The organism is Variovorax sp. GW821-FHT06D12, from assembly GCF_059419205.1.
On the sequence record NZ_JBWKRI010000012.1, the window covers coordinates 55,511 to 77,671 of the forward strand.

Genomic DNA, 22,161 nt, shown 5'->3' on the forward strand with positions numbered 1-22,161 from the left:
AAACAGTTGAAGAACTGCTTGCTGGACCTTGAGGCGCAAAGGCTTGCGCGAGTGACCTGGCTGGCAATGAGGGGCAGCGGTGTGCCCGTGTTTTTATTGTATGAGAATAATTCTCATCTTCACAACTTCAGGCACTTAAGACTTACTCACGCAGGGGCCGTCGTGCGGATCAGGTGGTCGAACGCACCGAGCGCCGCCTTCGCGCCGTCGCCGGCCGCGATGATGATCTGCTTGAACGGCACCGTGGTGACGTCACCCGCCGCGAACACGCCGGGCACCGAGGTCTGGCCGCGCGCGTCGACAACAATCTCGCCGTGCTTCGTCAGCTCGACCGTGCCCTTGAGCCAGTCGGTGTTGGGCACCAGGCCGATCTGGATGAACACGCCTTCGAGCTCGACCTTCTTCAGCTCGCCCGATGCGCGGTCCTTGTAGACCAGCCCGTTGACCTTCTGGTCGCCGGTGATCTCGGTGGTCTGCGCGTTGGTGAAGATGTCGACGTTCTTCAGGCTCTTGAGCTTGCGCTGCAGCACGGCATCGGCGCGCAGTTGCGTGTCGAATTCGATCAGCGTCACGTGGCCGACGATGCCGGCCAGATCGATGGCCGCCTCGACGCCCGAGTTGCCGCCGCCGATCACCGCCACGCGCTTGCCCTTGAACAGCGGGCCGTCGCAGTGCGGGCAGTAGGCCACGCCCTTGTTCTTGAACTCGTGCTCGCCGGGCACGTTGATGTTGCGCCAGCGGGCACCGGTCGAGATGATGACGGTCTTGCTCTTGAGCGACGCACCGCTTTCGAGCTGCACCTCGATGAGGTCCTTGCCCGGCACCAGTGCCTTGGCGCGCTGCAGGTTCATGATGTCGACGTCGTAGTCGCGCACGTGCTCTTCGAGCGCATGGGCGAACTTCGGTCCTTCGGTTTCCTTGATCGAGATGAAGTTCTCGATGCCCAGCGTGTCGAGCACCTGGCCGCCGAAGCGCTCCGAAGCGACGCCCGTACGAATGCCCTTGCGCGCGGCGTACACGGCGGCTGCGGCACCGGCGGGGCCACCGCCGACGATCAGCACGTCGAACGCGTCCTTGGCGGCGATATTGGCGGCTTCGCGCTCCACGCCGCTGGTGTCGATCTTGGCGAGGATTTCTTCCAGGCTCATGCGGCCCTGGCCGAACTCGGTGCCGTTCAGGAACACGGTCGGCACGGCCATGATCTGGCGTTCCTTCACTTCGTCCTGGAAGGTGCCGCCCTCGATCATCGTGGTGCGGATGCGCGGGTTCTGGATGGCCATCAGGTTCAGCGCCTGGACCACGTCGGGGCAGTTGTGGCAGGTGAGCGAGACGTAGATCTCGAACTCGAAATCACCGTCGAGCGCCTTGATCTGGTCGAGCACGGCCTGCTCGACCTTCGGGGGGTAGCCGCCGATCTGCAGCAGCGCAAGGATCAGCGACGTGAATTCATGGCCCATCGGCAGGCCGGCAAAGCGCGGCCCGTGGTTTTCGCTCGGGCGGTTGACCGAGAACGAGGGCTTGCGGTGGCTGTCGTCGCGGCTTTCGGTCAGCGTGACCAGCGGCGAGACTTCGGCAACGTCCTTCAGCAGCGACAGCATTTCGCCCGAAGCCTTGCTGTCGTCGAGCGAGGCAACGATCTCGATCGGCTGCGTGGCGCGTTCGAGGTAACTCTTCAATTGGGCTTTGGTGCTGGCGTCAAGCATGGCGGACTCTCTTTCGATAACTGGAAACTATCAACTGGGGACAAAAAAGCCCGGGGCCTCATGAGCGCCCGGGCTTTGCGCGGGGCGCTTAGATCTTGCCGACGAGGTCGAACGACGGAGCGATGGTCTTGTCGCCGTCATTCCACTTGGCCGGGCAGACTTCGTTCGGGTGCTCGGCGGTGTAGACCGCTGCCTTGAGCTTGCGCAGGGTTTCCTTGACGTCGCGGGCGATTTCGTTGGAGTGCACTTCGGCGGTCTTGATGATGCCGTCGGGGTTGATCACGAAGGTGCCGCGCAGTGCCAGGCCTTCTTCGGGGATGTGCACGCCGAACGCGTTGGTCAGCGTGTGGGTCGGGTCGCCCACCAGGGGGAACTTGGCCTTGCCGACGGCCGGCGACGTGTCGTGCCAGACCTTGTGCGAGAAGTGCGTGTCGGTGGTCACGATGTAGACCTCAGCACCCAGCTTCTGGAACTCGGGGTAGTGGTCGGCCGCGTCTTCGACTTCGGTCGGGCAGTTGAAGGTGAAGGCCGCCGGCATGAAGATCAGCACAGACCACTTGCCCTTGAGCGTCTCGTCGGACACATCGATGAACTTGCCGTTGAGGTAAGCCTGGGTCTTGAAAGGTTGGACTGCGGTGTTGATCAGGGACATGTGATTCCTTGGATGCTGCGGTTGGAAAAATAAGCGTGAGCCATGAGTATAACTACCAATATATCATTTTTGATAGATATCAACTATTGAAAGTATTGGAACCCGCTATGTTTGCCATCGCCTCGCGCATCGCCTTGCGTCAGGTCAATACGAACGTGTATCACCATCACACGCATGCAGACCGGCGCAGCATGGGTTTGCTTGCAAGCGTGTGTTCGCCCCTCCGACAATCACCGCTTTCAGAACAAGGAAAATAATCATGAAGGGCGACCCCAAAGTCATCGAACACCTGCAGGCGCAGCTCAAGAACGAGCTGACTGCCATCAACCAGTACTTCCTCCACTACCGCATGCTCAAGCACTGGGGCCTGGACAAGCTGGCAAAGAAGGAATACGAGGAATCCATCGGCGAGATGAAGCACGCCGACAAGCTCATGGACCGCATCTTCATGCTCGACGGCCTGCCCAACCTGCAGGACCTGGGCAAGCTGAACATCGGCGAAGACGTGCCCGAGCTGCTGCGCTGCGACCTCGGCGCCGAAACCGGCGCGCAAGCCACCATCAAGGACGGCATCGCGCATTGCGAATCGGTGCGCGACTATGTCTCGCGCGACCTGCTGCAAGAGATCCTGGACGACACCGAGGAGCACATCGACTTCCTGGAGACGCAGATCGACCTGATCGACCGCGTCGGCCTGCAGAACTACCTGCAGTTGCAAGTGGGCGAGCTCGAGTAAGCACAACGCAACGCTGTCACGGCATTGCAAACAAACGGGGCTTCGGCCCCGTTTTTTATTGCTCTTTACTTAACTTCATAACCACTGAATAGCAGTCATTCTCATTCGCGCGACTACAATTCGCGCTTTCGATGACTGCCCCCGCCCGTTCCGACAACCGCCGCCGCGCCTATTGGCTCAAGACCCTCCACGAGTGGCATTGGGTCAGTTCCGCCATCTGTCTCGTCGGGATGATCCTGTTCAGCGTCACGGGCTTCACGCTCAACCACGCGGGCCAGATCGAGGCCAAGCCGGTCGTCACCACGCACAACGGCACCGTCGACGACGCGCTGCGCGCCCGCCTCGAACAGCAGCTGCCGGCCGCCAAGGCCCAGCAGGGCAAGGCGCCGCTGCCCGCCGAACTGCAAGCCTGGCTGCGCAAGCAATGGGACATCGACACCGCCGGCCGCGAGGCCGAGTGGTCCGACGACGAAATCTACCTCTCGCTCCCCCGCCCCGGCGGCGACGCCTGGCTGCGCCTGAGCCTGCCCGAGGGCGAGGTCGAATACGAGCGCACCGACCGCGGCTGGCTCTCCTACTTCAACGACCTGCACAAGGGCCGCAACACCGGCACGGCCTGGAGCTGGTTCATCGACATCTTCGCGGCCGCCACGCTGGTCTTCTCGGTCACCGGGCTGTTCATTCTCAAGATGCATGCGGGCAACCGCCCCTTCACCTGGCCCATGGTGGGCATGGGGCTGGTGGTGCCGGTGCTGCTCGCGTTGCTGTTCATTCACTGACCGATCCGATCGACGGATCGGCCGGTGCGTTGTCTTTGCTGATTCAGGAAGAAAGAGGTTTTCCCGTGCACCTTCGCTACTCGCTCGCACCGATCGCCATGTCGGCGCTGTTCGCGGCCCCGGCCATCGCTGCCGGCCTGTCGGTCAACATCGAGATTCCCCGGCTCAACGTGTCGGAGTACCACCGCCCCTACGTGGCGACATGGATCGAGCGCGCCGACAGCACGATGGCCGGCACGCTGGCCGTCTGGTACGACGTGCGCACCAAGACCAACAACCCCGAGGGCGAAGGCACCAAGTGGCTCAAGGACATGCGCCAGTGGTGGCGCCGCGGCGGCCGTGAACTGGCGGTACCGGTCGATGGCGTCACCGGCGCCTCCAAGCCCGCGGGCAAGCACCAGCTGAGCTTCACCGAAGGCTCGGGCGCGATGCCCAAGCTCGCGCCCGGCGCCTACAAGCTGGTGGTGGAAGCCGCCCGTGAAGTCGGCGGCCGCGAGGTCGTGACCATCCCGTTCCAGTGGCCGCCTACCGCCGCTGCGCAACCGGTCGCTACCGGCAAGGAAGAGCTCGGCGAGATCAAGCTCGAGCTCAAGCCCTGAACGCCGCCGCCACCCACTCCGCCCACCCGCTCATTCCAAGGACCACCATGACCCGCTTCACCCTGCGCGCCGCCGGCCTCGCCCTCGCCCTTTCGGCCGTTGCCTCCGTGACCCAGGCGCACAACGCCTGGCTGCTGCCCTCGACCACCGTGCTGTCGAAGGCCGACACCGTGAGCGTCGATGCCGCCGTGTCGAACGACCTGTTCGTTGCCAACCACGCGCCGCTGCGCCTGGACGGCCTGCAGATCACCGCGCCCGACGGCAGCACGGTCAAACCGGAATCCGAAGCCAAGCTCAAGCTGCGCAACGTGTTCGACGTGAACGTCGCGCAGCCGGGCACCTACCGCATCGCGGTGGTCAACAACGGCGCGTTCGCGGCCTGGAAGGACAAGGCCACGGGCCAGAACAAGCGCGCCCGCGGCACGGCCGAAACCATCGCCAAGGAAATCCCGGCCGATGCGCAGGAAGTGACCATCACCCAATCGGCCGGCCGCATCGAGACCTTCGTGACCGTCGGCAAGCCCTCTGCGCTCAAGCCCATCGGCCAGGGCCTGGAACTGATCTCGGCCGGCAGCCCGACCGACCTCGCCAAGGGCGAGAAGGCCACCTTCACGCTGCACCTGGACGGCAAGCCCGCCAAGGACCTCGAAGTGACCGTGACCGCCGGCAACACCCAGTACCGCGACAAGCTCGACGAGCTCAAGCTCAAGACCGACGACAAGGGCCAGTTCAGCGTGACCTGGCCGGCCGCCGGCATGTACTGGCTCGACGCCAGCACCAAGGACAGCAAGACCACCGTGCCGCAAGCCAAGGAACGCCGCCTGAGCTACGCGGCCACCCTGGAAGTGATGCCCTGACCCTGCGTTTTTCCTTGGGCCTTTCCTTCAGCACCTGGCGCGCGGGCGGCTACGCCAACGCGGCCGTTCCCCGTCCCGCCGATCCCGCCAGCCTTCAGCAGCTCGGCGGGCAGACGATGGGCACGACCTGGTCGCTGCGCTTCGACAACCCGCGGATGCTGCCGCTCGCGCAAGTGCGCGAGGCGGTCGAGGCGGCGCTCGCGCGTGTGATCGCGCAAATGAGCCACTGGGAGCCAGGCTCCCTCATCAGCCGCTTCAACACCGCACCCGCCGGTTCGCGCCATGCGCTGCCGGCGGAGTTCGCACAGGTGATGCAGTGCGCCCTCGCGTGGGCGCAGGCCAGCGGCGGCGCGATCGATCCGACGGTCGGTGCGCTGGTGGCGCGCTGGGGCTTCGGCCCCGCAGCGTCACAGGACAACGCCCTGCCCTCACGCGACGCGCTGGCCGCGATCCACTCGAACGTCGGCTGGCAACGGCTGACCTTCGGTGAGGTCAACCACACGCTGATGCAACCCGGCGGCGTGCAGCTCGACCTGTCGGGCATCGCCAAGGGCTTCGCGGTGGACCACGGCGTCGACGCGCTGCGCGCGCTCGGCCTCACCGACCTGCTGTTCGAGGTCGGCGGCGAGCTGCGCGGCATCGGCCGGCGACCCGGCGGCGCGCCGTGGCAGGTGCAGGTCGACACCGAGATGCCGACCCCGCAACGCATCGCCCTGGCCGACATGGCCGTGGCCACCTCGGGCGACCGCTGGCACCGGCGTGCGGTCGAAGGCCGCAGCTGGTCGCACACCATCGATCCGCGTGACGGCGAGCCGGTGGCGCATGCGCTGGCCAGCGTCACCGTGCTGCACCCGCAGTGCATGCAGGCGGACGCGCTCGCCACCGTGCTGACCGTGCTCGGCCCCGACGAGGGCCTGGCCTTCGCGCAGCAGCGCGACATCGCGGCCCTGTTCATCGCCCGCGCCGACGACGGGTCGCTCACCGAGCGAGCCACGCGCGCGTGGCTCGCCCAGGCGGGCGCATGACCGAGACCCTGTGGCGCGCGCTGGCCGCCAGCGCGACGGTCGCGGCCTATGCCGCGCTGTGCCTGCGCATCTACGCACGCCAGCGGCAGCTGCACGCCACGGCCGCCCGCGAAGCCGCGGCGCTGTCGGCCGGTGACGGCGCGCAGGCGTCGCCCACCCTCGTGCTGTTCGCCAGCCAGACCGGCCAGGCGGAAACCATCGCGTGGCAGACCGCGCGGCGGCTGCGCGCAGCGGGCACCGCCGTGCGCGTGATGGCCCTCAACGCCCTCGACAGCGCCACGCTGGCCTCGGCCCGACGCGCCCTCTTCGTGGCCAGCACCTACGGTGAAGGCGATGCGCCCGACGGCGCCAGCGTGTTCGCCGAGCGCGTGATGGGCGCGCCGCTCGCACTGCCATCGCTGCGCTACGCCGTGCTGGCGCTGGGCGATCGCCAGTACGCCCACTTCTGCGGCTTCGGCCGCGCGCTCGACGCGTGGCTCCACACGGCCGGCGCCGTGCGCGACTTCGCTCCCATCGAGGTCGACAACAGCGACCCCGCCGCGCTCGCCGATTGGCACGCCCGCTGGGGCGATGCGCCGGAGGGCGGCGACGACGCCCCGGCAAGCTTCGCGCCCTGGCGGCTCACGCGGCGCGAACTGCTCAACGCCGGCAGCACGGGCGGCCCCGTCTTTCATCTCGGCCTCACGCCGCAAGCCGGCGCCCTGCCGCACTGGGCGTCGGGCGACCTGGTGCAGGTCGCCATCGCAAGCGACCCGGCGCGGCCACGCGACTACTCGATCGCCTCCCTGCCCGCCGACGGCGAACTGCAGCTGCTCGTGCGGCAGGAACAGCATCCCGACGGCTCGATGGGCGCCGCATCGGGCCTGCTCACCTCGACGCTCTCGGTCGGCGACTCCGTGGCGCTGCGCCTGCGGCCGCACCGCGGCTTCCGGCTGGAGGGCAACGAGAACCGTCCGCTGATCCTGATCGGCAACGGCACCGGTCTGGCCGGCCTGCGCGCCCACCTGCGCGCACGCGCCGCTGCCGGCCGCAAGGACAACTGGCTGGTGTTCGGCGAGCGCCAGTCCGCCCACGACTTCCTCTGCCGCGAGGAAATCGAAAGCTGGCAGGCCGACGGCACGCTCGCCCGGCTCGATATGGTCTTCTCGCGCGACCAGGCCGAGCGCTTCTACGTGCAGCACCGCCTGCTGCAGGTGGCCGACACGCTGCAAGCCTGGCTGCGCGATGGCGCCGCCGTCTATGTCTGCGGCAGCCTCCAGGGCATGGCATCGGGCGTCGACGCGGCGCTGCGCCAGATCGCCGGCGACGACCTCTGGGCCGAGCTGTCGGCCGACGGGCGCTACCGCCGCGACGTCTACTGAACGGCCCGCGCGGCCTCGTCAGTTGCGCGCCGGCAACGGAGCGAGCGAAACTTTCTGGTTAAAAGCGGCCAGTTGAGCACCTTGGTATTGAGAAGCAATATCATTTGCATCGATTTGCAAAAACCCTTCGCAAATCAGCTCACCCAGCCAGTCTTGCCGCCCTTTTTCTCCCCGAGAGTGCGTCGCCCGGACCCAGCCAGTCGAGCTCTGCCCGCCCGCCCTTTCTGGAGAAAACAACATGGCCTATATCAAGAGCCGCAAACACGCCGTCGCACGCGCCGTTCCTCACCTTTCGGGTGCCGCCGCAGCCACGCTGCTGGCCATCGCAGCCCCCGCCGCCTTTGCCCAGACCGGGCGGGCCCTGCCTGAAGTCCGCGTGCAGGATTCGAGCGCCGCCGACTACAAGACCGACACCTCGGCCAACCCGAAGTTCACGGCCCCGCTGGTGAACACGCCGCAGACGATCCAGGTGATCAAGGAACAGATCATTCGCGAACAAGGCGCGACCACGCTCACCGAAGCGCTGCGCAACACCGCCGGCGTCGGCACCTTCTTCCTGGGCGAGAACGGCAACACGAACACCGGCGACGCCGTGTTCATGCGCGGCTTCGACAGCTCCAGCAGCATCTTCGTGGACGGCATCCGCGACCTGGGCTCGGTCTCGCGCGACATGTTCAACATCGAGCAGGTCGAAGTCGTGAAGGGCCCGTCGGGCACCGACGTGGGCCGCACCTCGCCCACCGGCTACATCAACCTCGTCACCAAGAAGCCGAAGCTCGAAGACAGCTTCCTGGGCTCGCTCGGTTTCGGCAGCGCCGACTACAAGCGCGGCAGCATCGACTGGAACAAGTCGCTCAGCAGCGCCAATGGCATCGGCGCCGCCTTCCGCCTGAATGCGGCAATGGAAGACTCGGGCGTGCCCGGCCGCGACTTCGTCAAGAACAAGCGCACGGCCATCGCACCGTCGATCGCGCTCGGCCTGAATTCACCCACGCGCTTCTACTTCGACTATCTGCACGTCGACCAAGACAACGTGCCCGATGGCGGCGTGCCGACCATCGGCCTGCCCAGCTATTCGAACCCCGATCCGGTCGCTCTCGGCGCACGTCGCCGCAGCTTCCTGAACTACGCAGCACCGGTCGATCCGAAGAACTTCTACGGCACCGCCTACGACTTCAACAAGGTGACGGCCGACATGTTCACCGCACGCGTGGAGCACGACTTCACGCCCGACATCACGCTGCGCAACACGACCCGCTACGGCAAGACGAAGCAGGACTACATGCTGACGGCGTTCATGCTCGGCGGCCTGGGCACCAACGGCAACCCGCCGCCCTCGGGCAACACCGCGTTCCTCAGCACGCCGATCCCGGGCCTGCCGTCAACCTGGACAACCACGCGCAACCTGCCGACCAACAAGAACCAGGAAAACACGATCTTCGTCAACCAGACGAACGTGACCGCCAAGTTCAACACCGGCAGCCTGAGCCACTCGCTCAGCGCCGGCGTCGAGCTGATCCGTGAAGAGCAGTCGAGCCTGGGCTACTTCAGCCCCGGCGCCACGTTCAACGGCAAGGTCGTGCAGAACGGCGCTTGGCCGGTGGCCAACCTGTACGCGCCGAACCCGTACGTGAACGGCTACAACCGCATGCTCAGCGGCGCCGACAGCAAGGGCGTGACCAACACGGTCGGCCTCTACGCCTTCGACACCATCAAGCTGAACGAGCAATGGCAGATCACCGGCGGCCTGCGCTTCGACCACTACAGCACCTCGTTCCAGAGCGCGGCGCTGTCGACCGCAACGACCAACCCCGGCCTGCCGGTCGGCACGCTGGTACCCTCGTCGCTCAAGCTCTCCGACAACCTGTTCACCGGCAAGATCGGCGTGGTCTACAAGCCCGCGAAGAACGGCAGCATCTATGCGGCCTACGGCACCTCGGCCCAGCCCCCGGGCGGCGCGAACTTCTCGCTGTCGGCCGCCGGCACGGGCAGCAGCGCGGCGCGCACCGACTTCCTGCCGCAGAAGGCCAAGACCTTCGAAGTGGGCACGAAGTGGGATGTGCTGGACGACAAGCTGTCTCTGACCGGCGCGGTCTATCGCACCGACGTGACCAACGAAGTCGTGCAGGACCCGACCAACACCGCGCTGTACTACCAGAGCGGCAAGAAGCGCGTGCAGGGCATCGAGCTGGGCGTGGCGGGCACCATCACCGAACGCTGGGGCATGAGCGCCGGCTTCACGACGATGGACACCAAGGTGCAAAGCGGCCCCAACGTCACGGCCGACGGCACCAACGTGCTGACCTACACGCCGAAGAACTCGTTCACGGCCTGGACCACCTACCAGTTCCCGTTCGGCCTGACGGTCGGCGGTGGCGCGCGCTACAACGGCAAGCTGCACCGCGGCACCGACGGCGCGGTGGGCACGCCGGCGTACATCGACTCCTACTGGGTGTTCGATGCCATGGCGTCGTACCGCATCAACAAGAACGTCGACATCCAGCTGAACATCGCCAATGTGTTCGACAAGCAGTACGCGGCTGCCATCAACAAGAGCGGCTACCGCTACACGCCGGGCATCCCTCGCTCGGCCAAGATCACCGCGAACTTCGCGTTCTGATCCCGACGACCGCGTCGCCTCCGTGCCGGCCCCCGCGGCAGGCGCGGTGCGACACTCGAGCCCCGGCCTGCGCCGGGGCTTTTTTCTTGTGGAGTTCACCGAAATGATGCTGCATGTGCCCGACGTGCTGAGCCCGGACCAGGTGCGCGAGATGCGCGCCGCACTCGATGCCACCCACTGGGTCGACGGCCGCGAAACCGTGGGAGACCAAGGCGCGCAGGTGAAGCGCAATCGCCAGTTGCCGGAGTCTTCGCCCGTCTCGCGCGAACTCGGCGCGACCATCCTGGCGGCGCTCTCGCGCCACGCGCTGTTCTTCTCGGCGGCGCTGCCCGCGCGTTTCGTGCCGCCGCTGTTCAACCGCTACGAGGGCGGCGAGCACTACGGCGTGCATGTCGACGGCTCGGTGCGTGCGGTGCCGGGCAGCAGCCAGCAGCTGCGCACCGACCTGTCGTGCACCCTTTTCCTGAGCGATCCAGAGGATTACGACGGCGGCGAGCTGGAAGTGATCGACACCTACGGCTCGCACGAGGTCAAGCTGCCGGCCGGCGACCTCATTCTTTATCCGGCGAGCAGCCTGCATCGCGTGCACCCGGTCACGCGCGGGGCGCGGGTGTGCTCCTTCTTCTGGCTGCAGAGCATGGTGCGCAGCGACGCCCAGCGCGGCATGCTGTTCGAACTCGACCAGACGGTCCAGAAACTGCGCGCCCGCCTGGGCGAATGCGAGGAAACCGTGGCGCTCACCGGCCACTATCACAACCTCTTGCGGCTCTGGGCCGAGGTGTAACACCGGCTTGCAAAGTCCGGTGGCATGTCAGTCATAGTGATTGCAAATGCGATGGATTCTTATTTATAATGAGTCACATCCAACAGCCAGCCAACTGCCGCTTTCACCGCCATGATCGTTTGCGTCTGCCGCCGAGTCTCTGACCGTGAAATCGCACGTCATGTGCGCGCGGGCATGACTTTCGACGAAGTCCAGTTCGAACTCGGCGTGGCCACCCAGTGTGGCCAGTGTGAAGGTTGTGCCCGCGACATCGTGGCGCAGTGCAGTGTCTCTCACCCGGTCGCCGCCCTGAACTGCGAATCGGCGCCGAGAGCGATCCAGCTTGCCAACTCCATCAAGGAAAGCAAAGCATGGAACTCGTCTCGGCTCTCGGCGGCAGCCTGATCCTCGTCGCCGGCTCTGTCTGGTGGATTTTTCGCAAGTAGCGTCTCTGTAGCGGTTTTGCTGCAATCGGGGCACGATTTGTAGTGCCCGCATTCGAATGGTTGATCGTGTCTGACCGCTTTGCCCCCCCTCCCTCCTTTCTTGGCCTGTCGCGCACTGTCGTCATTGCCGGCGGCGTGATCCTGTTTCACGGCGCCGCGCTGTGGGCGCTGCAAAGCGGCCTGCTGCGTCGGGCCGCCGAAGTGGTGATTCCCGTCGAGATCCTGAGCCAGTTCGTCGAACCGCCGAAACCCAAGGCCGATCCGCCGCCCCCGCCTCCTCCGCCGCCGCAACCCAAGGTGAGCAAGGCGCCGCCGCCGCCGCGTCCGCAGGCCATCCGCGAACCCAAGCCGACGCCCGCGCCGAACGCGACCTCGGGCACCACCGAGCCGCCGCCTCCACCCGCGCCCCCGGCACCGCCCGCGCCGCCGGCCCCTCCCGCACCGCCGCCGTCGCCCCCAGCGCCGCCCGCTGTGCAACTGCCGTCGAGCAATGCCGACTACCTGCAGAACCCGAAGGCGGTCTATCCCGCCATGAGCAAGCGGCTCGGCGAGCAGGGCAAGGTGATCGTGCGCGTGCTCGTGGGCGCCGACGGCCTGCCCAAGAGCGCCGAGGTCAAGAAGTCCAGCGGCTTCGACCGCCTCGACGAGGCCGCCGTCGAATACATCATGAAATGCCGGTTCGTGCCCGGCAAGGTCAACGGCGTGGTGCAGGCCATGTCTTACGACGCCCCCGTCAACTACGTCCTGAACTAATTTTTCTCTGGAGCAACTTCGTATGGATTCCCAATTTGGCTTGATGAACGTCTGGAATCAGGGCGACTTCGTCACCAAGGCTGTCGCGGTTCTGTTGATCGGCATGTCCCTCGCATCGTGGATCGTGATCATCGTGAAGGCGCTCGACGTCATCAAATACAAGCGCCTGGCCAAGCACTCACAGGACTTCTGGCACAGCGAAGACTTCGCCACCGCCCTGAACAAGCTGGGCACCGACGACAGCAACCCCTTCCGCGCCCTGGCACTCGAAGGCCGCGAAGCCGCCGCCCACCACCGCAACACCAAGGCGCACCTGCATGACGCGCTCGACGTGAGCGACTGGATCACGCGCGCCCTGCGCAACGGCATCGACGCCTTCACGGCGCGCCTGCAGACCGGCCTGGCCATCCTCGCTTCGGTGGGTTCGACGGCACCCTTCATCGGCCTGTTCGGCACCGTCTGGGGCATCTACCACGCGCTGATGAGCATCGGCTCGGCCGGCCAGGCAACCATCGACAAGGTGGCCGGCCCGATCGGCGAAGCGCTGATCATGACGGCCCTGGGCCTGGCGGTCGCCATCCCCGCCGTGCTGGGCTACAACGCCCTGGTGCGCGGCAACAAGTTCGTGCTGACCAAGCTCAACAGCTTCGCCCACGACCTGCACGCCTACTTCGTGACCGGCGCCCGCGTGCAAAGCGGCAGCGGTGAAGCCGTCGTGGTTCCGCTCAAGAAGGGCTGAGCAGCATCATGGCCTTCGGAACGCAAGACGAACCCGATGAGGTGATGAACGAGATCAACATGACGCCGCTGGTCGACGTCATGCTGGTGCTCCTGATCATCTTCATCATCACCGTGCCGGTCATGAAGCACGCGGTCAACATCGACCTGCCCCGCGCCAGCAGCGAACCCGAGCAGCCCAAGCCGCAGAACATCCTGTTCAGCGTCACGGCCGACGGCGCCTACTACTGGAACGAACAGAAGATCGACGACAGCGAGCTGCCGAACCGCTTGGCCGCCGAAGCCGCCAAGGAACCGCAGCCCGAGCTGCACATCCGCGGCGACAAGGCCGTGCGCTACGAGCGCGTGGCCAAGGCCATGGCCGAGGCGCGCGAAGCCGGCGTGCGCAAGATCGGCTTCATCACCGAGCCCGACACGAAGTGATCTGAACGGGTGAATGACGGATCGAAAAAAAGTTGATCGCGACGATTGACTTTATATTGAGAATCATTATCATTCACTCATCGCTTCCATAAAAGGGAACTCCAGATGCCAGCCACCCCGAATGCCTTTTCTGTCCTGAACCACCCTTCGCTCGACCAATCGGGTGGCGGTCATGCATCGATCCAGGCAGCGCGTCCGGCGCCGATGGTCGAAAGCACGGAGCTTCTGAAGGGAAGCAAGACCGTGGGCATCATGCACAACGGCTCGCTCTACCGGCTTCAGGCCACCAAACTCGGCAAGCTGATCCTGACCAAGTAGGTCGTTCAGCCCGCCCCTCGCGCAAGTTTCATCGTGGGGCGACTCGAGGAGATTCATCTCCGAAGGGTCGTTTTTTGCTAGCCAACGGTTCGCCGACTAGCCAAGCTTTTTTTCACGCTGAAGCCCCGAAAAAGAAAACGCCGACCATCAGGTCGGCGTTTTGCTTTGGGGAAGCGAAAAAGCTTACAGGCCGAGCGCGGCGATGCCGGCCTTGGCGATCTGCGCATCTTCGTTCGACTTCACGCCACTCACGCCCACGGCGCCGATGACGTGGCCGTCCTTCACGATCGGCACGCCGCCTTCGAGCAGGCCTTCCACCAGGGGCGCCGTCAGGAACGCGGTGCGGCCGCCGTTGATGATGTCTTCATAGACCTTGCTCTCGCGACGGCCCATGGCGGCGGTGTGCGCCTTGGCGGGAGCGATGTGCGAGGACAGCGCGGCGGCACCGTCCAGGCGCTGCAGCCAGAGCAGGTTGCCGGCGTCGTCGGAGATGGCGATGGTCACGGCCCAGTTGTTCTTCAGGGCCTCGGCTTCCGCTGCAGCGGCGATGGCCTTGACGTCGGCGAGTTCGAGGAATGATTTGGTCTTCATGGATAGGCTCAGGTTGCGTCGAAACCCGACAGCATAACGGCGGGGCGCCGCAGCGTCCCACCGGGGCTTAAGAACAACGGGCATACGGTCTTTGCAAGGCCCCCTCTTGCAGCCCCCTAGAATGCGCCCAACTGCGTGTCATTGCATGCAGCAACCTCAGGAGCTTCGGCCATGAACGACCGTGTGACCACCCTCGACACTTCCACCGGCTACGGCCAGACACTGCCGCAGGCCGAACGCCAGCGCGTGCTGCGCAATACCTACTGGCTGCTGGCGCTGAGCCTGCTGCCCACCGTGCTGGGCGCCTGGATCGGCGTGAGCACCGGCATCACCCGCTCGCTCACCGGCGGACTCGGCCTGATCGTCTTCTTGGGCGGCGCCTTCGGCTTCATGTTCGCGATCGAGAAGACCAAGAACTCCGCCGCCGGCGTGCCGGTGCTGCTGGGCTTCACCTTCTTCATGGGCCTGATGCTGTCGCGCCTGCTCGCGATGGTGCTGGGCTTCAAGAACGGCCCCGAACTGATCATGACGGCCTTCGGCGGCACCGCCGGCGTGTTCTTCGTGATGGCCTCGCTGGCCACGGTCATCAAGCGCGACCTGTCGGGCATGGGCAAGTTCCTGTTCGTCGGCGCGCTGGTGCTGATGCTCGGCGCCGTCATCAACGTCTTCGTGGGCTCGAGCACCGGCATGCTGGTGATCTCGGTGGCAGCCATCGGCATCTTCTCGGCCTACATGCTCTATGACCTGAAACAGATCATGGACGGCGGCGAAACCAACTACATCAGCGCCACGCTGGCCCTGTACCTGGACATGTTCAACGTGTTCCAGAGCCTGCTGGCCCTGCTGGGCATCTTCGGCGGCGAGCGCGACTGAGCGGCTTCCTCCACCCCCAAGAAAAAAGGCCCCGAGGGGCCTTTTTTCATTCCAGCTCGAAGACCGCGATCGACTCGACGTGCGCCGTGTGCGGGAACATGTTCACCACCCCCGCGAAGGTGCAGCGGTAGCCCGCCTGGTGCACCAGCAGGCCGGCATCGCGCGCCAGCGTCGACGGGTTGCAGCTCACGTAGACGATGCGCTTGGGCGGCGTCCAGCCACCGGTGCGCAATTCAGGCTGCTGATGCAGGTCGGCCATGGCCTTGGCCAGCGCGAAGGCACCTTCGCGCGGCGGATCGACCAGCCACTTGTCGGCGCTGCCGTCGGCCACCAGCATCTCGGGCGTCATGTCGAACAGGTTGCGCGCCACGAACCGGGTGGCCGACAGCGCGCGCCGCTCGGGCGTTGCAGGCTGGTTTCTCTGGAAGTTGTCGGTGGCGCGTGCCACCAGCGTGTCGCTGCCCTCGATGCCGAGCACCTCGCGCGCCTGGCTCGCCAGCGGCAGCGTGAAGTTGCCCAGGCCGCAGAACCAGTCGATCACGCGCTCCTCGGGCTGCACGTCGAGCAGGCGCAGCGCCTTGCCGACCAGCGCACGGTTGATGTGCGGGTTGACCTGGGTGAAATCGGTGGGCTTGAACGGCATCGTCACACCGAACGCGGGCAGGCGGTAGGCCAGCGGCGTGCCGCCCTCTTCCAGCAGCTTCACGGTGTCCGGGCCCTTGGCCTGCAGCCACCATTGAACGCCCTCGTTCTCGGCCGCGAACGCCTTGAGCCGCCCGATGTCGGCGCCCGACAGCGGCTCCAGGTGCCGCAGCACCAGGGCGATGGTGCCCAGCGCGGTCGAATCCGGCGCGTCGCCGCAGGCCAGCTCGATCTGCGGGCAGGTGTCACGCGCGTCCATGGAACCGATCAGCGCGCGCAGCGGCATCAGCATGGCGCTGACCTGCTTGGGCAGCACGGGGCAGACCTGCATGTCGGCCAGGTAGCGGCTCTTGCGCTCGTGGAAGCCGATCAGCACCGTGCCCTTCTTGACCACGTGGCGCACCGACAGGCGCGCGCGGTAGCGGTAGTGCCAGGCCGGGCCTTCGAGCGGGCGCAGCAGGTTCTCGGGCTTGACCTTGCCCAGGTGCCAGAGGTTGTCTTCCAGCGCACGCTGCTTCACCGCCACCTGGGCGGCGGCGTCCAGATGCTGCATCTTGCAGCCGCCACACGCGCCCGTGTGCAGGCCGAAGTGCGGGCAACCCGGGCGCACGCGCTGCGAGGATTCGCGGCGGATCTGCGTGACCGTGCCCTGCTCCCAGTTGTTCTTGCGGCGGTGGACGTTGAACTGCACCTCCTCGAAGGGCAATGCGCCTTCGATGAACACGACCATGCCGTCGGACTTGTGGGAGACGCCTTGCGCGTCCAGGTCGAGCGACTCGACCTGGAGCCATTCATCGGCGGGGCTCGCGGGGACTTTCTTTTCTTCGATGGATTCCGTCATCCCCCGATTGTCTCAGCGTGGCCGGGGTGGTCCCGGCGCGACGGGTTACCTTCTTTTCTTCACACCGCTAGAACAGCGCGTCGCGGCCGACGCCGGAGCGCGCCAGCTGCTTGCGCATCTTGGCCAGGGCCTCGTTCTGGATCTGCCGCACGCGCTCACGTGTCAGGCCCAGCCGCACGCTCAGCACCTCGAGCGTCTCGGGCTCCCGGTCGTGCAGGCCGTAGCGGCCTTCGAGCACCTCGCGCTCCCGCGCGTTGAGGGCCTGCACCCACTGGTCGAGCAGGCGTTCCACCTCGTGCGTGTGCGTCACGCCAGCAGGGTTGCCCTGCTCGTCGTCGGAGGCCACGGTGTCGGCCAGCGTGAAGCCTTCTTCGCCGCGCGCGTCGCCCGCATCGAGCGAACGTGGCGCCTCGGCCAGCGCCAGCAGGTCGGCCACCGCCTGCACCTCGCGACCGAGCAGCGCGGCCACGTCCTCGACGCGCACGCCATCCGGCCGGCTCGCGAGGAACTCCGCATCGCCCTCGAGCGTGCGGCGTGCCCGCAGAACCTGCTGCAGTTCGCGCACGACATGCACCGGCAGGCGGATCGCCCGCGACTGCGTGATGACGGCGCGCTCGACCGACTGGCGGATCCACCAGGTCGCATACGTGGAGAAGCGAAACCCGCGCTCAGGCTCGAACTTGGTGATGGCATGCATCAGCCCGAGGTTGCCTTCCTCGATGAGGTCGGACAGCGGCATGCCGCGCCCCAGGTAGTTCTTGGCGATGTTGACCACGAGCCGCAGGTTGTGCTCGATCATCGATTGCCGCGCCGCGAAGTCGCCGGCACGTGCGGCGCAGGCGGTGGTGTATTCCTCGGCGGGAGTGAAGAGCCCGGTGCGCCGGACTTGGCGCAGGTAGATGGTCAGCGCATCGGCGCCCTCGCCGCCCATGACCTCGGCGGCGGTGCCGTGGGGCGGCGCCGATGCTGCTGAGGGAGTCGACGGGTCCGCTGCGGAGTCGTCGGGAAGAGAGTCCGTGCTCAGCGGCTCGTCGCCGCCGTCCTGATGGCCATTGCGGCCACCGTTGCTTCGAGGTGAAGGGCTGCCCTGCCCCGCCAGCCCACGCACGGGCAGTGTGCGAAGAGGGCGGGAGGCAGCCATGGCATCACCGGTTGGGCAGGTAGCGCGACGGGTCGACGGGCTTGCCCTGGCGGCGGATCTCGAAATGCAGCTTCACGCGATCGGCGTCGCTGTTGCCCATTTCGGCGATCTTCTGGCCCTTCTGAACCGACTGGTCTTCCTTCACGAGCAGCGTCTGGTTGTGCGCATACGCCGTGAGGTAGGTGTTGTTGTGCTTCAGGATGATCAGGTTGCCGTAGCCGCGCAGGCCTGCACCGGCGTAGACCACACGGCCGTCGGCCGCGGCCAGCACGGGGTCGCCGGCCTTGCCGCTGATGTCATAGCCCTTGTTCTTGGCTTCGTCGAAACCGGCGATCAGCGAACCGCTGGCGGGCCAGATCCAGCCCAGGTCGTCGTCACCCGAGCTGCTCGGGCCCGAAGGCGAGGCCGTGACCGGCGGCTTGGTGGTGCCGCTCGCGCCGCTGGCCGGCACCGCCGGCGTGACAGACGCCTGCGGGGCCACAGGTTTGGTCGTCGCCTCGGTGGGCGCAGCAGGCGCAGAGGTGGACGGTGCCGTGGCGACCGCGGTGCTGCCACCGGTCGGCGGAATCACGCGCAACACCTGGCCGACTTCGATCAGGTCGGGGTTGTCGAGGTTGTTCCAGCGCACGATGTCCTGCCAGCGCTGGCCCGTTTCGCTGCCGATGCGGCGGATGGAGTCACCGGGGCGCACGGCGTAGTAGCCGGGCTTGCCGTAGTTCTCGATACCGGGGAGCGGTTTGCCGGACGCGTCGGTCGTGATGGGAGGACCGCCGGGCGTCGTTGCCCCGGGAGCGCGCGTCATGGTGCCCCGGTCTTCGACCGGTGCGGGACCGCGCGGTGCGGAGCAGCCCGCGATCACGAGCACAACAGCCAACGTGATGCCTGCGAACAAACTCCGATTGCCAAAACCCTGCATTTGTTATTCCTTCAAGCGATGCCCGATTTTAGGGGGACAAAGTGAACCGCCTCAAGAATGCGCCGCTCGAGCCCACGGGGGGTCTTGTCGATCACGACGAGGGCCTGTCCACCCGTGGCGGAATGGGTCGGCGCGACGATGCGCCCGCCCACCGCGAGCTGCGCGATCCAGGGCTCGGGCACAGCCTCGCCGCCGGCCGCGGCGATGATGCCCGCGTACGGCGCGCCCTTCGCGTAGCCGATCATGCCGTCGCCCAACATCAGGTGGACGGTGGCCAGGCGGAAGTGCCGCAGATTGGTGCGCGCGCGCTCGTGCAGTCCGCGCAGGCGTTCGATGCTGTAGACCTCGGTGGCCACTTCGTTCAGCACCGCGGCCTGGTAGCCGCAGCCGGTGCCGATCTCGAGCACGCGACCCAGCCGCTCCTGCGGCTTGCCGGCCAGCGCCGGCGCGCCCAGCAGCAGCTCGATCATGCGGGCCACCACATTGGGCTTGGAAATGGTCTGCCCCAGCCCGATCGGCAGGCTGGTGTCTTCATAGGCCTGGTTGACCAGCGCACTATCGACGAAGCGATGCCGCTCGACAGTGCCCATGGCGCGCAGCACGCGCGCATCGGTGATGCCCTGCGCCGCGAGCTTTTGCACCATGCGCGTCCGCACGGCATCGGACGCCATCGAAGGCGTGGACGGGACCATCGGCTTGACCGGCACGGCGGGCATGCGCCCGCGCGTGGCGGCCGAAGCGGTGGGGGTCAGTCGAACCGGGAAACTGGGCCGCGGAGGGGTCGCCATGTCGTCAATTGCCGAGACGGGCAACCGTCTCGCGCCATTGGCCCAGGTTGGCATGGTCGGTCAGGTCGATCTGCAAGGGCGTCAGCGCGATGTGGCCGGCCGCGGTCGCGTGGAAATCGGTGCCCTCCCCGCTGTCCTTGGCGCTGCCTGCACCGGCGATCCAGTACATGGTTTCGCCGCGCGGGCTGTCCTGCGTGATCACCTTTTCGGCCGCATGGCGGCGGCCGAGCCGGCACACCTTGACCGGCTTCAGTTCGTCGAACGGGCGGTTCGGCACGTTCACGTTGAGCAGGAAGGCGGGGCCGCCGAGCATCTTCTCGCGCTCGATCTGCTGCACCAGCCGGCGCGCCACCTGGGCCGCCGCATCCACGTGCGCCCAGCCTTTTTCAATCTGCGAGAAGGCGATGGCCGGGATGCCGAACAGGTAGGCCTCCATCGCCGCGCCCACGGTGCCTGAATAGATGGTGTCGTCGCCCATGTTGGCGCCGTTATTGATACCCGAGACCACCAGGTCGGGCCGGTAGTCGAGCAGGCCCTTGAGCGCGATGTGCACGCAATCGGCCGGCGTGCCTGTCACGTAGCGGAAACCGTTGTGCGCCTTGTGCACATACAGCGGTGCGGCCAGCGTGAGGGCGTTCGACTTGGCGCTGTTGTTGTGCTCGGGTGCCACCACCTCGACGTCGGCGATGTCCTTGAGTGCGTCGTGCAACGCGACGATGCCCGGCGCCTGAAAGCCATCGTCATTGGAAATAAGTATCTTCATGGTGCTTCTGGGTGCAGCGGATTGTAGGTGCGGGGTGCGTCGCAGCAGGGACAACGCCGCACCACAGCGCCGCCTATCATCGCCCCGAATTCATTGCCCACACGACTCATTCGAAGGAGACCCCGAGCATGCACGCATGGCTTTGCGAAAACCCCACCGGCGTCGACGCGCTGACCTGGAAAGAACTGCCCACCCCCACGCCGGGCACGGGCCAGGTGCTGATCGAGATCAAGGCCGCCAGCCTGAATTTCCCCGATCTGCTGATCGTGCAGAACAAGTACCAGATGAAGCCGCCGCTGCCCTTCGTTCCCGGATCGGAATATGCGGGCGTGATCCAGGCGGTGGGCGAAGGCGTGACGCACCTCAAGGTCGGCCAGAACGTGGCGTGCCTGTCGGGCACGGGCGGCTTCGGCACCCACACGCTGGCACCCGCTGCGCTGTGCATGCCGCTGCCCGAAGGTTTCGGCCATGTGGATGCGGCCGCTTTCATCATGATCTACGCCACCTCGTGGCACGCACTGATGGACCGCGCGCAGCTCAAGGCCGGAGAAACCGTGCTGGTGCTCGGCGCGGCCGGCGGCGTGGGCACCGCAGCCATCCAGATCGCCAAGGCGGCGGGCGCCAAGGTGATCGCCGCGGCATCGACCGACGAAAAGTGCGAACTGTGCCGCTCGATCGGCGCCGACGCGACGATCAATTACACGACGCACGCACTGCCCAATGGTTTCCGCGATGCCATCAAAGCCGCAACCGACGGCAAAGGCCCGGATGTGATTTACGACCCCGTGGGCGGCGATTTCGCAGAACCCGCATTCCGCTCGATTGGCTGGCGCGGTCGCTATTTGGTGGTCGGTTTTGCATCGGGCCCGATCCCGTCGCTGCCATTGAATCTGACGCTGCTCAAAGGCGCGTCGCTGGTAGGCGTGTTCTGGGGTGATTTCGCCAAGCGCGAACCCAAGGCCAATGCGCAGATGATGGCCGAATTGGCCCAGTGGTACGGCCAGGGAAAAATCAAGCCGGTGATCGACAGCACGATGCCGATGGCCGAATTGAAGGCCGCCTATGCGCACATGGGATCGCGCGGCGTCAAGGGAAAACTGGTGATGGTGAACTGATCGGACGAGCGCGCATCACCCTGTGCGCTTCCCAATAAAAAAGCCCGCCGAAGCGGGCTTTTTTATTGGGCGAATGTCCAACTGATTCTGCAGGCAATCACTTGATCTCGTAATCGGAGAGCGACTTGCCGGCTGCCAGGGCTTCCGTGACCCAGCGCGGCTTGCGGCCACGGCCACCGGACCAGGTTTCGCCCGTCGGGCCGCGGTATTTGGCGGCGGCCTTGGCGGCTGCAGGACCTGCGCTGCGCTTGGTTGCGGCGGCACGGCCACCACCCAGCTTCAGATCGGAAGCGGTCAAACCGTATTCCGCAATCTTCCTGCGCACTTCTTCGATCACGCCGGCCCGTTCCTGGTTACGCAGGTCTTCGGCCTGCTTGCGCAATTGCGCAATCTGCTCGTCGTGCTTCTGGATCTGGGAATTGATATCGGCGAGTGACGAAGCCATTGTTGGACTCCTGTTGTGAATTGAAAACGGCTGAATTCTAATTCAAACCACTTTTGCCACAAGCGCCTTTTCAGCAGAAAAATGCAGGCGCATTGGCGGAATGCAACAACCCGCAACACACGCGCACCATTTTGGGTACTTTCAAAATCGGGGGCGGTGGGGGAAAGAATGCGGCGTGCAACCAGGCGCTTGAAGCGACGGCGACGCCAGAAATGACAACGCCGGGCAAGCCCGGCGTTGGAATCCCTTGGGTGCTATTGAGAAATAGCGCTG

Annotated in this window: 25 protein-coding genes; 15 read left to right on the top strand and 10 right to left on the bottom strand. The window is 65.9% G+C overall.

What is annotated here, in order from left to right:
* Window positions 1-146: 146 nt before the first annotated feature.
* Complete coding sequence (gene ahpF / locus AC07SQ_RS29480) at window positions 147-1,703, bottom strand: alkyl hydroperoxide reductase subunit F (RefSeq protein WP_495273398.1); 1,557 nt, start codon at window positions 1,701-1,703, stop codon at window positions 147-149.
* A gap of 88 nt (window positions 1,704-1,791) precedes the next feature.
* Window positions 1,792-2,355, bottom strand: coding sequence for an alkyl hydroperoxide reductase subunit C (ahpC, locus tag AC07SQ_RS29485; RefSeq protein ID WP_062473036.1), 564 nt, complete (start codon window positions 2,353-2,355; stop codon window positions 1,792-1,794).
* Between the two features lie 259 nt (window positions 2,356-2,614).
* On the opposite strand from ahpC, the gene bfr reads away from it, so the two are divergent.
* The 6 genes from bfr (at window position 2,615) to AC07SQ_RS29515 (ending at window position 7,712) form a co-directional block, all read left to right on the top strand.
* Entirely contained in the window at window positions 2,615-3,091 is a 477-nt protein-coding gene (gene bfr / locus AC07SQ_RS29490) for a bacterioferritin (RefSeq protein ID WP_062473038.1), read from the top strand.
* A 131-nt stretch (window positions 3,092-3,222) separates the two neighbouring features.
* Window positions 3,223-3,870: a PepSY-associated TM helix domain-containing protein gene (locus tag AC07SQ_RS29495; protein WP_062473039.1), complete on the top strand. Its 648-nt coding sequence runs from the start codon at window positions 3,223-3,225 to the stop codon at window positions 3,868-3,870.
* Window positions 3,871-3,968: 98 nt separating this feature from the next.
* Window positions 3,969-4,469: a DUF2271 domain-containing protein gene (locus AC07SQ_RS29500; protein WP_495273427.1), complete on the top strand. Its 501-nt coding sequence runs from the start codon at window positions 3,969-3,971 to the stop codon at window positions 4,467-4,469.
* Window positions 4,470-4,516: 47 nt separating this feature from the next.
* A complete protein-coding gene (locus tag AC07SQ_RS29505; RefSeq protein WP_495273397.1) occupies window positions 4,517-5,326 on the top strand; it encodes a DUF4198 domain-containing protein in 810 nt (269 codons plus the stop codon).
* A gap of 14 nt (window positions 5,327-5,340) precedes the next feature.
* Complete coding sequence (locus AC07SQ_RS29510) at window positions 5,341-6,351, top strand: FAD:protein FMN transferase (RefSeq protein ID WP_495273396.1); 1,011 nt, start codon at window positions 5,341-5,343, stop codon at window positions 6,349-6,351.
* Window positions 6,348-7,712: a sulfite reductase subunit alpha gene (locus AC07SQ_RS29515; RefSeq protein ID WP_495273395.1), complete on the top strand. Its 1,365-nt coding sequence runs from the start codon at window positions 6,348-6,350 to the stop codon at window positions 7,710-7,712. Before AC07SQ_RS29510 ends, AC07SQ_RS29515 begins: the two co-directional genes overlap by 4 nt.
* Window positions 7,713-7,730: 18 nt before the next feature.
* On the opposite strand, the gene AC07SQ_RS29520 is transcribed toward AC07SQ_RS29515, so the two are convergent.
* On the bottom strand, window positions 7,731-7,952 hold the full coding sequence (locus AC07SQ_RS29520; RefSeq protein WP_495268000.1) for a hypothetical protein: 222 nt from the start codon (window positions 7,950-7,952) through the stop codon (window positions 7,731-7,733).
* Here AC07SQ_RS29520 and AC07SQ_RS29525 point away from each other — a divergent pair.
* The 7 genes from AC07SQ_RS29525 to hemP all read left to right on the top strand — a co-directional run bounded on the left by AC07SQ_RS29525 (window position 7,951) and on the right by hemP (window position 13,773).
* Window positions 7,951-10,332: a catecholate siderophore receptor Fiu gene (locus tag AC07SQ_RS29525; protein WP_495273394.1), complete on the top strand. Its 2,382-nt coding sequence runs from the start codon at window positions 7,951-7,953 to the stop codon at window positions 10,330-10,332. The genes AC07SQ_RS29520 and AC07SQ_RS29525 overlap by 2 nt on opposite strands.
* A gap of 103 nt (window positions 10,333-10,435) precedes the next feature.
* Complete coding sequence (locus tag AC07SQ_RS29530) at window positions 10,436-11,116, top strand: Fe2+-dependent dioxygenase (RefSeq protein ID WP_390345148.1); 681 nt, start codon at window positions 10,436-10,438, stop codon at window positions 11,114-11,116.
* A gap of 111 nt (window positions 11,117-11,227) precedes the next feature.
* Window positions 11,228-11,500 carry a (2Fe-2S)-binding protein gene (locus tag AC07SQ_RS29535; RefSeq protein ID WP_062473051.1) on the top strand — a complete coding sequence of 91 codons (273 nt, stop codon included), beginning with the start codon at window positions 11,228-11,230 and terminating at the stop codon, window positions 11,498-11,500.
* Between the two features lie 104 nt (window positions 11,501-11,604).
* Entirely contained in the window at window positions 11,605-12,294 is a 690-nt protein-coding gene (locus AC07SQ_RS29540) for an energy transducer TonB (protein ID WP_070059744.1), read from the top strand.
* A gap of 22 nt (window positions 12,295-12,316) precedes the next feature.
* A complete protein-coding gene (locus AC07SQ_RS29545; protein WP_062479023.1) occupies window positions 12,317-13,033 on the top strand; it encodes a MotA/TolQ/ExbB proton channel family protein in 717 nt (238 codons plus the stop codon).
* A gap of 8 nt (window positions 13,034-13,041) precedes the next feature.
* Complete coding sequence (locus tag AC07SQ_RS29550; RefSeq protein ID WP_062479026.1) at window positions 13,042-13,455, top strand: ExbD/TolR family protein; 414 nt, start codon at window positions 13,042-13,044, stop codon at window positions 13,453-13,455.
* A 105-nt stretch (window positions 13,456-13,560) separates the two neighbouring features.
* Window positions 13,561-13,773 (top strand): hemin uptake protein HemP, encoded by a 213-nt coding sequence (gene hemP, locus AC07SQ_RS29555; RefSeq protein ID WP_062479029.1) that lies wholly within the window; start codon window positions 13,561-13,563, stop codon window positions 13,771-13,773.
* Between the two features lie 183 nt (window positions 13,774-13,956).
* On the opposite strand, the gene AC07SQ_RS29560 is transcribed toward hemP, so the two are convergent.
* Entirely contained in the window at window positions 13,957-14,364 is a 408-nt protein-coding gene (locus AC07SQ_RS29560) for a GlcG/HbpS family heme-binding protein (RefSeq protein ID WP_056583078.1), read from the bottom strand.
* Between the two features lie 171 nt (window positions 14,365-14,535).
* Between AC07SQ_RS29560 and AC07SQ_RS29565 the strand changes: the two genes are divergently transcribed.
* Window positions 14,536-15,237, top strand: coding sequence for a Bax inhibitor-1/YccA family protein (locus tag AC07SQ_RS29565; protein ID WP_062479032.1), 702 nt, complete (start codon window positions 14,536-14,538; stop codon window positions 15,235-15,237).
* 46 nt (window positions 15,238-15,283) lie between these two features.
* Here the strand turns inward: AC07SQ_RS29565 and rlmD are convergent, their stop codons facing one another.
* The 5 genes from rlmD to surE form a co-directional block, all read right to left on the bottom strand.
* Window positions 15,284-16,720, bottom strand: a complete 1,437-nt coding sequence (gene rlmD, locus AC07SQ_RS29570) for a 23S rRNA (uracil(1939)-C(5))-methyltransferase RlmD (RefSeq protein ID WP_139706094.1) — start codon at window positions 16,718-16,720, stop codon at window positions 15,284-15,286.
* Window positions 16,721-16,787: 67 nt separating this feature from the next.
* The gene (locus tag AC07SQ_RS29575) at window positions 16,788-17,861 is read right to left on the bottom strand and encodes a sigma-70 family RNA polymerase sigma factor (protein WP_495273393.1); all 1,074 of its coding nucleotides are present in this window, start codon (window positions 17,859-17,861) and stop codon (window positions 16,788-16,790) included.
* A gap of 4 nt (window positions 17,862-17,865) precedes the next feature.
* A complete protein-coding gene (locus tag AC07SQ_RS29580; protein ID WP_070059619.1) occupies window positions 17,866-18,777 on the bottom strand; it encodes a peptidoglycan DD-metalloendopeptidase family protein in 912 nt (303 codons plus the stop codon).
* Between the two features lie 11 nt (window positions 18,778-18,788).
* Window positions 18,789-19,565, bottom strand: a complete 777-nt coding sequence (locus AC07SQ_RS29585; RefSeq protein ID WP_495273392.1) for a protein-L-isoaspartate(D-aspartate) O-methyltransferase — start codon at window positions 19,563-19,565, stop codon at window positions 18,789-18,791.
* A gap of 4 nt (window positions 19,566-19,569) precedes the next feature.
* Entirely contained in the window at window positions 19,570-20,328 is a 759-nt protein-coding gene (gene surE, locus AC07SQ_RS29590; RefSeq protein ID WP_062479041.1) for a 5'/3'-nucleotidase SurE, read from the bottom strand.
* A gap of 128 nt (window positions 20,329-20,456) precedes the next feature.
* Here surE and AC07SQ_RS29595 point away from each other — a divergent pair, with 128 nt between their 5' ends.
* Window positions 20,457-21,443 (top strand): NADPH:quinone oxidoreductase family protein, encoded by a 987-nt coding sequence (locus AC07SQ_RS29595; protein ID WP_495273391.1) that lies wholly within the window; start codon window positions 20,457-20,459, stop codon window positions 21,441-21,443.
* Window positions 21,444-21,540: 97 nt separating this feature from the next.
* Here AC07SQ_RS29595 and AC07SQ_RS29600 read toward each other — a convergent pair whose 3' ends face one another.
* Complete coding sequence (locus AC07SQ_RS29600) at window positions 21,541-21,888, bottom strand: H-NS histone family protein (RefSeq protein WP_056583066.1); 348 nt, start codon at window positions 21,886-21,888, stop codon at window positions 21,541-21,543.
* Between the last annotated feature and the right edge of the window lie 273 nt (window positions 21,889-22,161).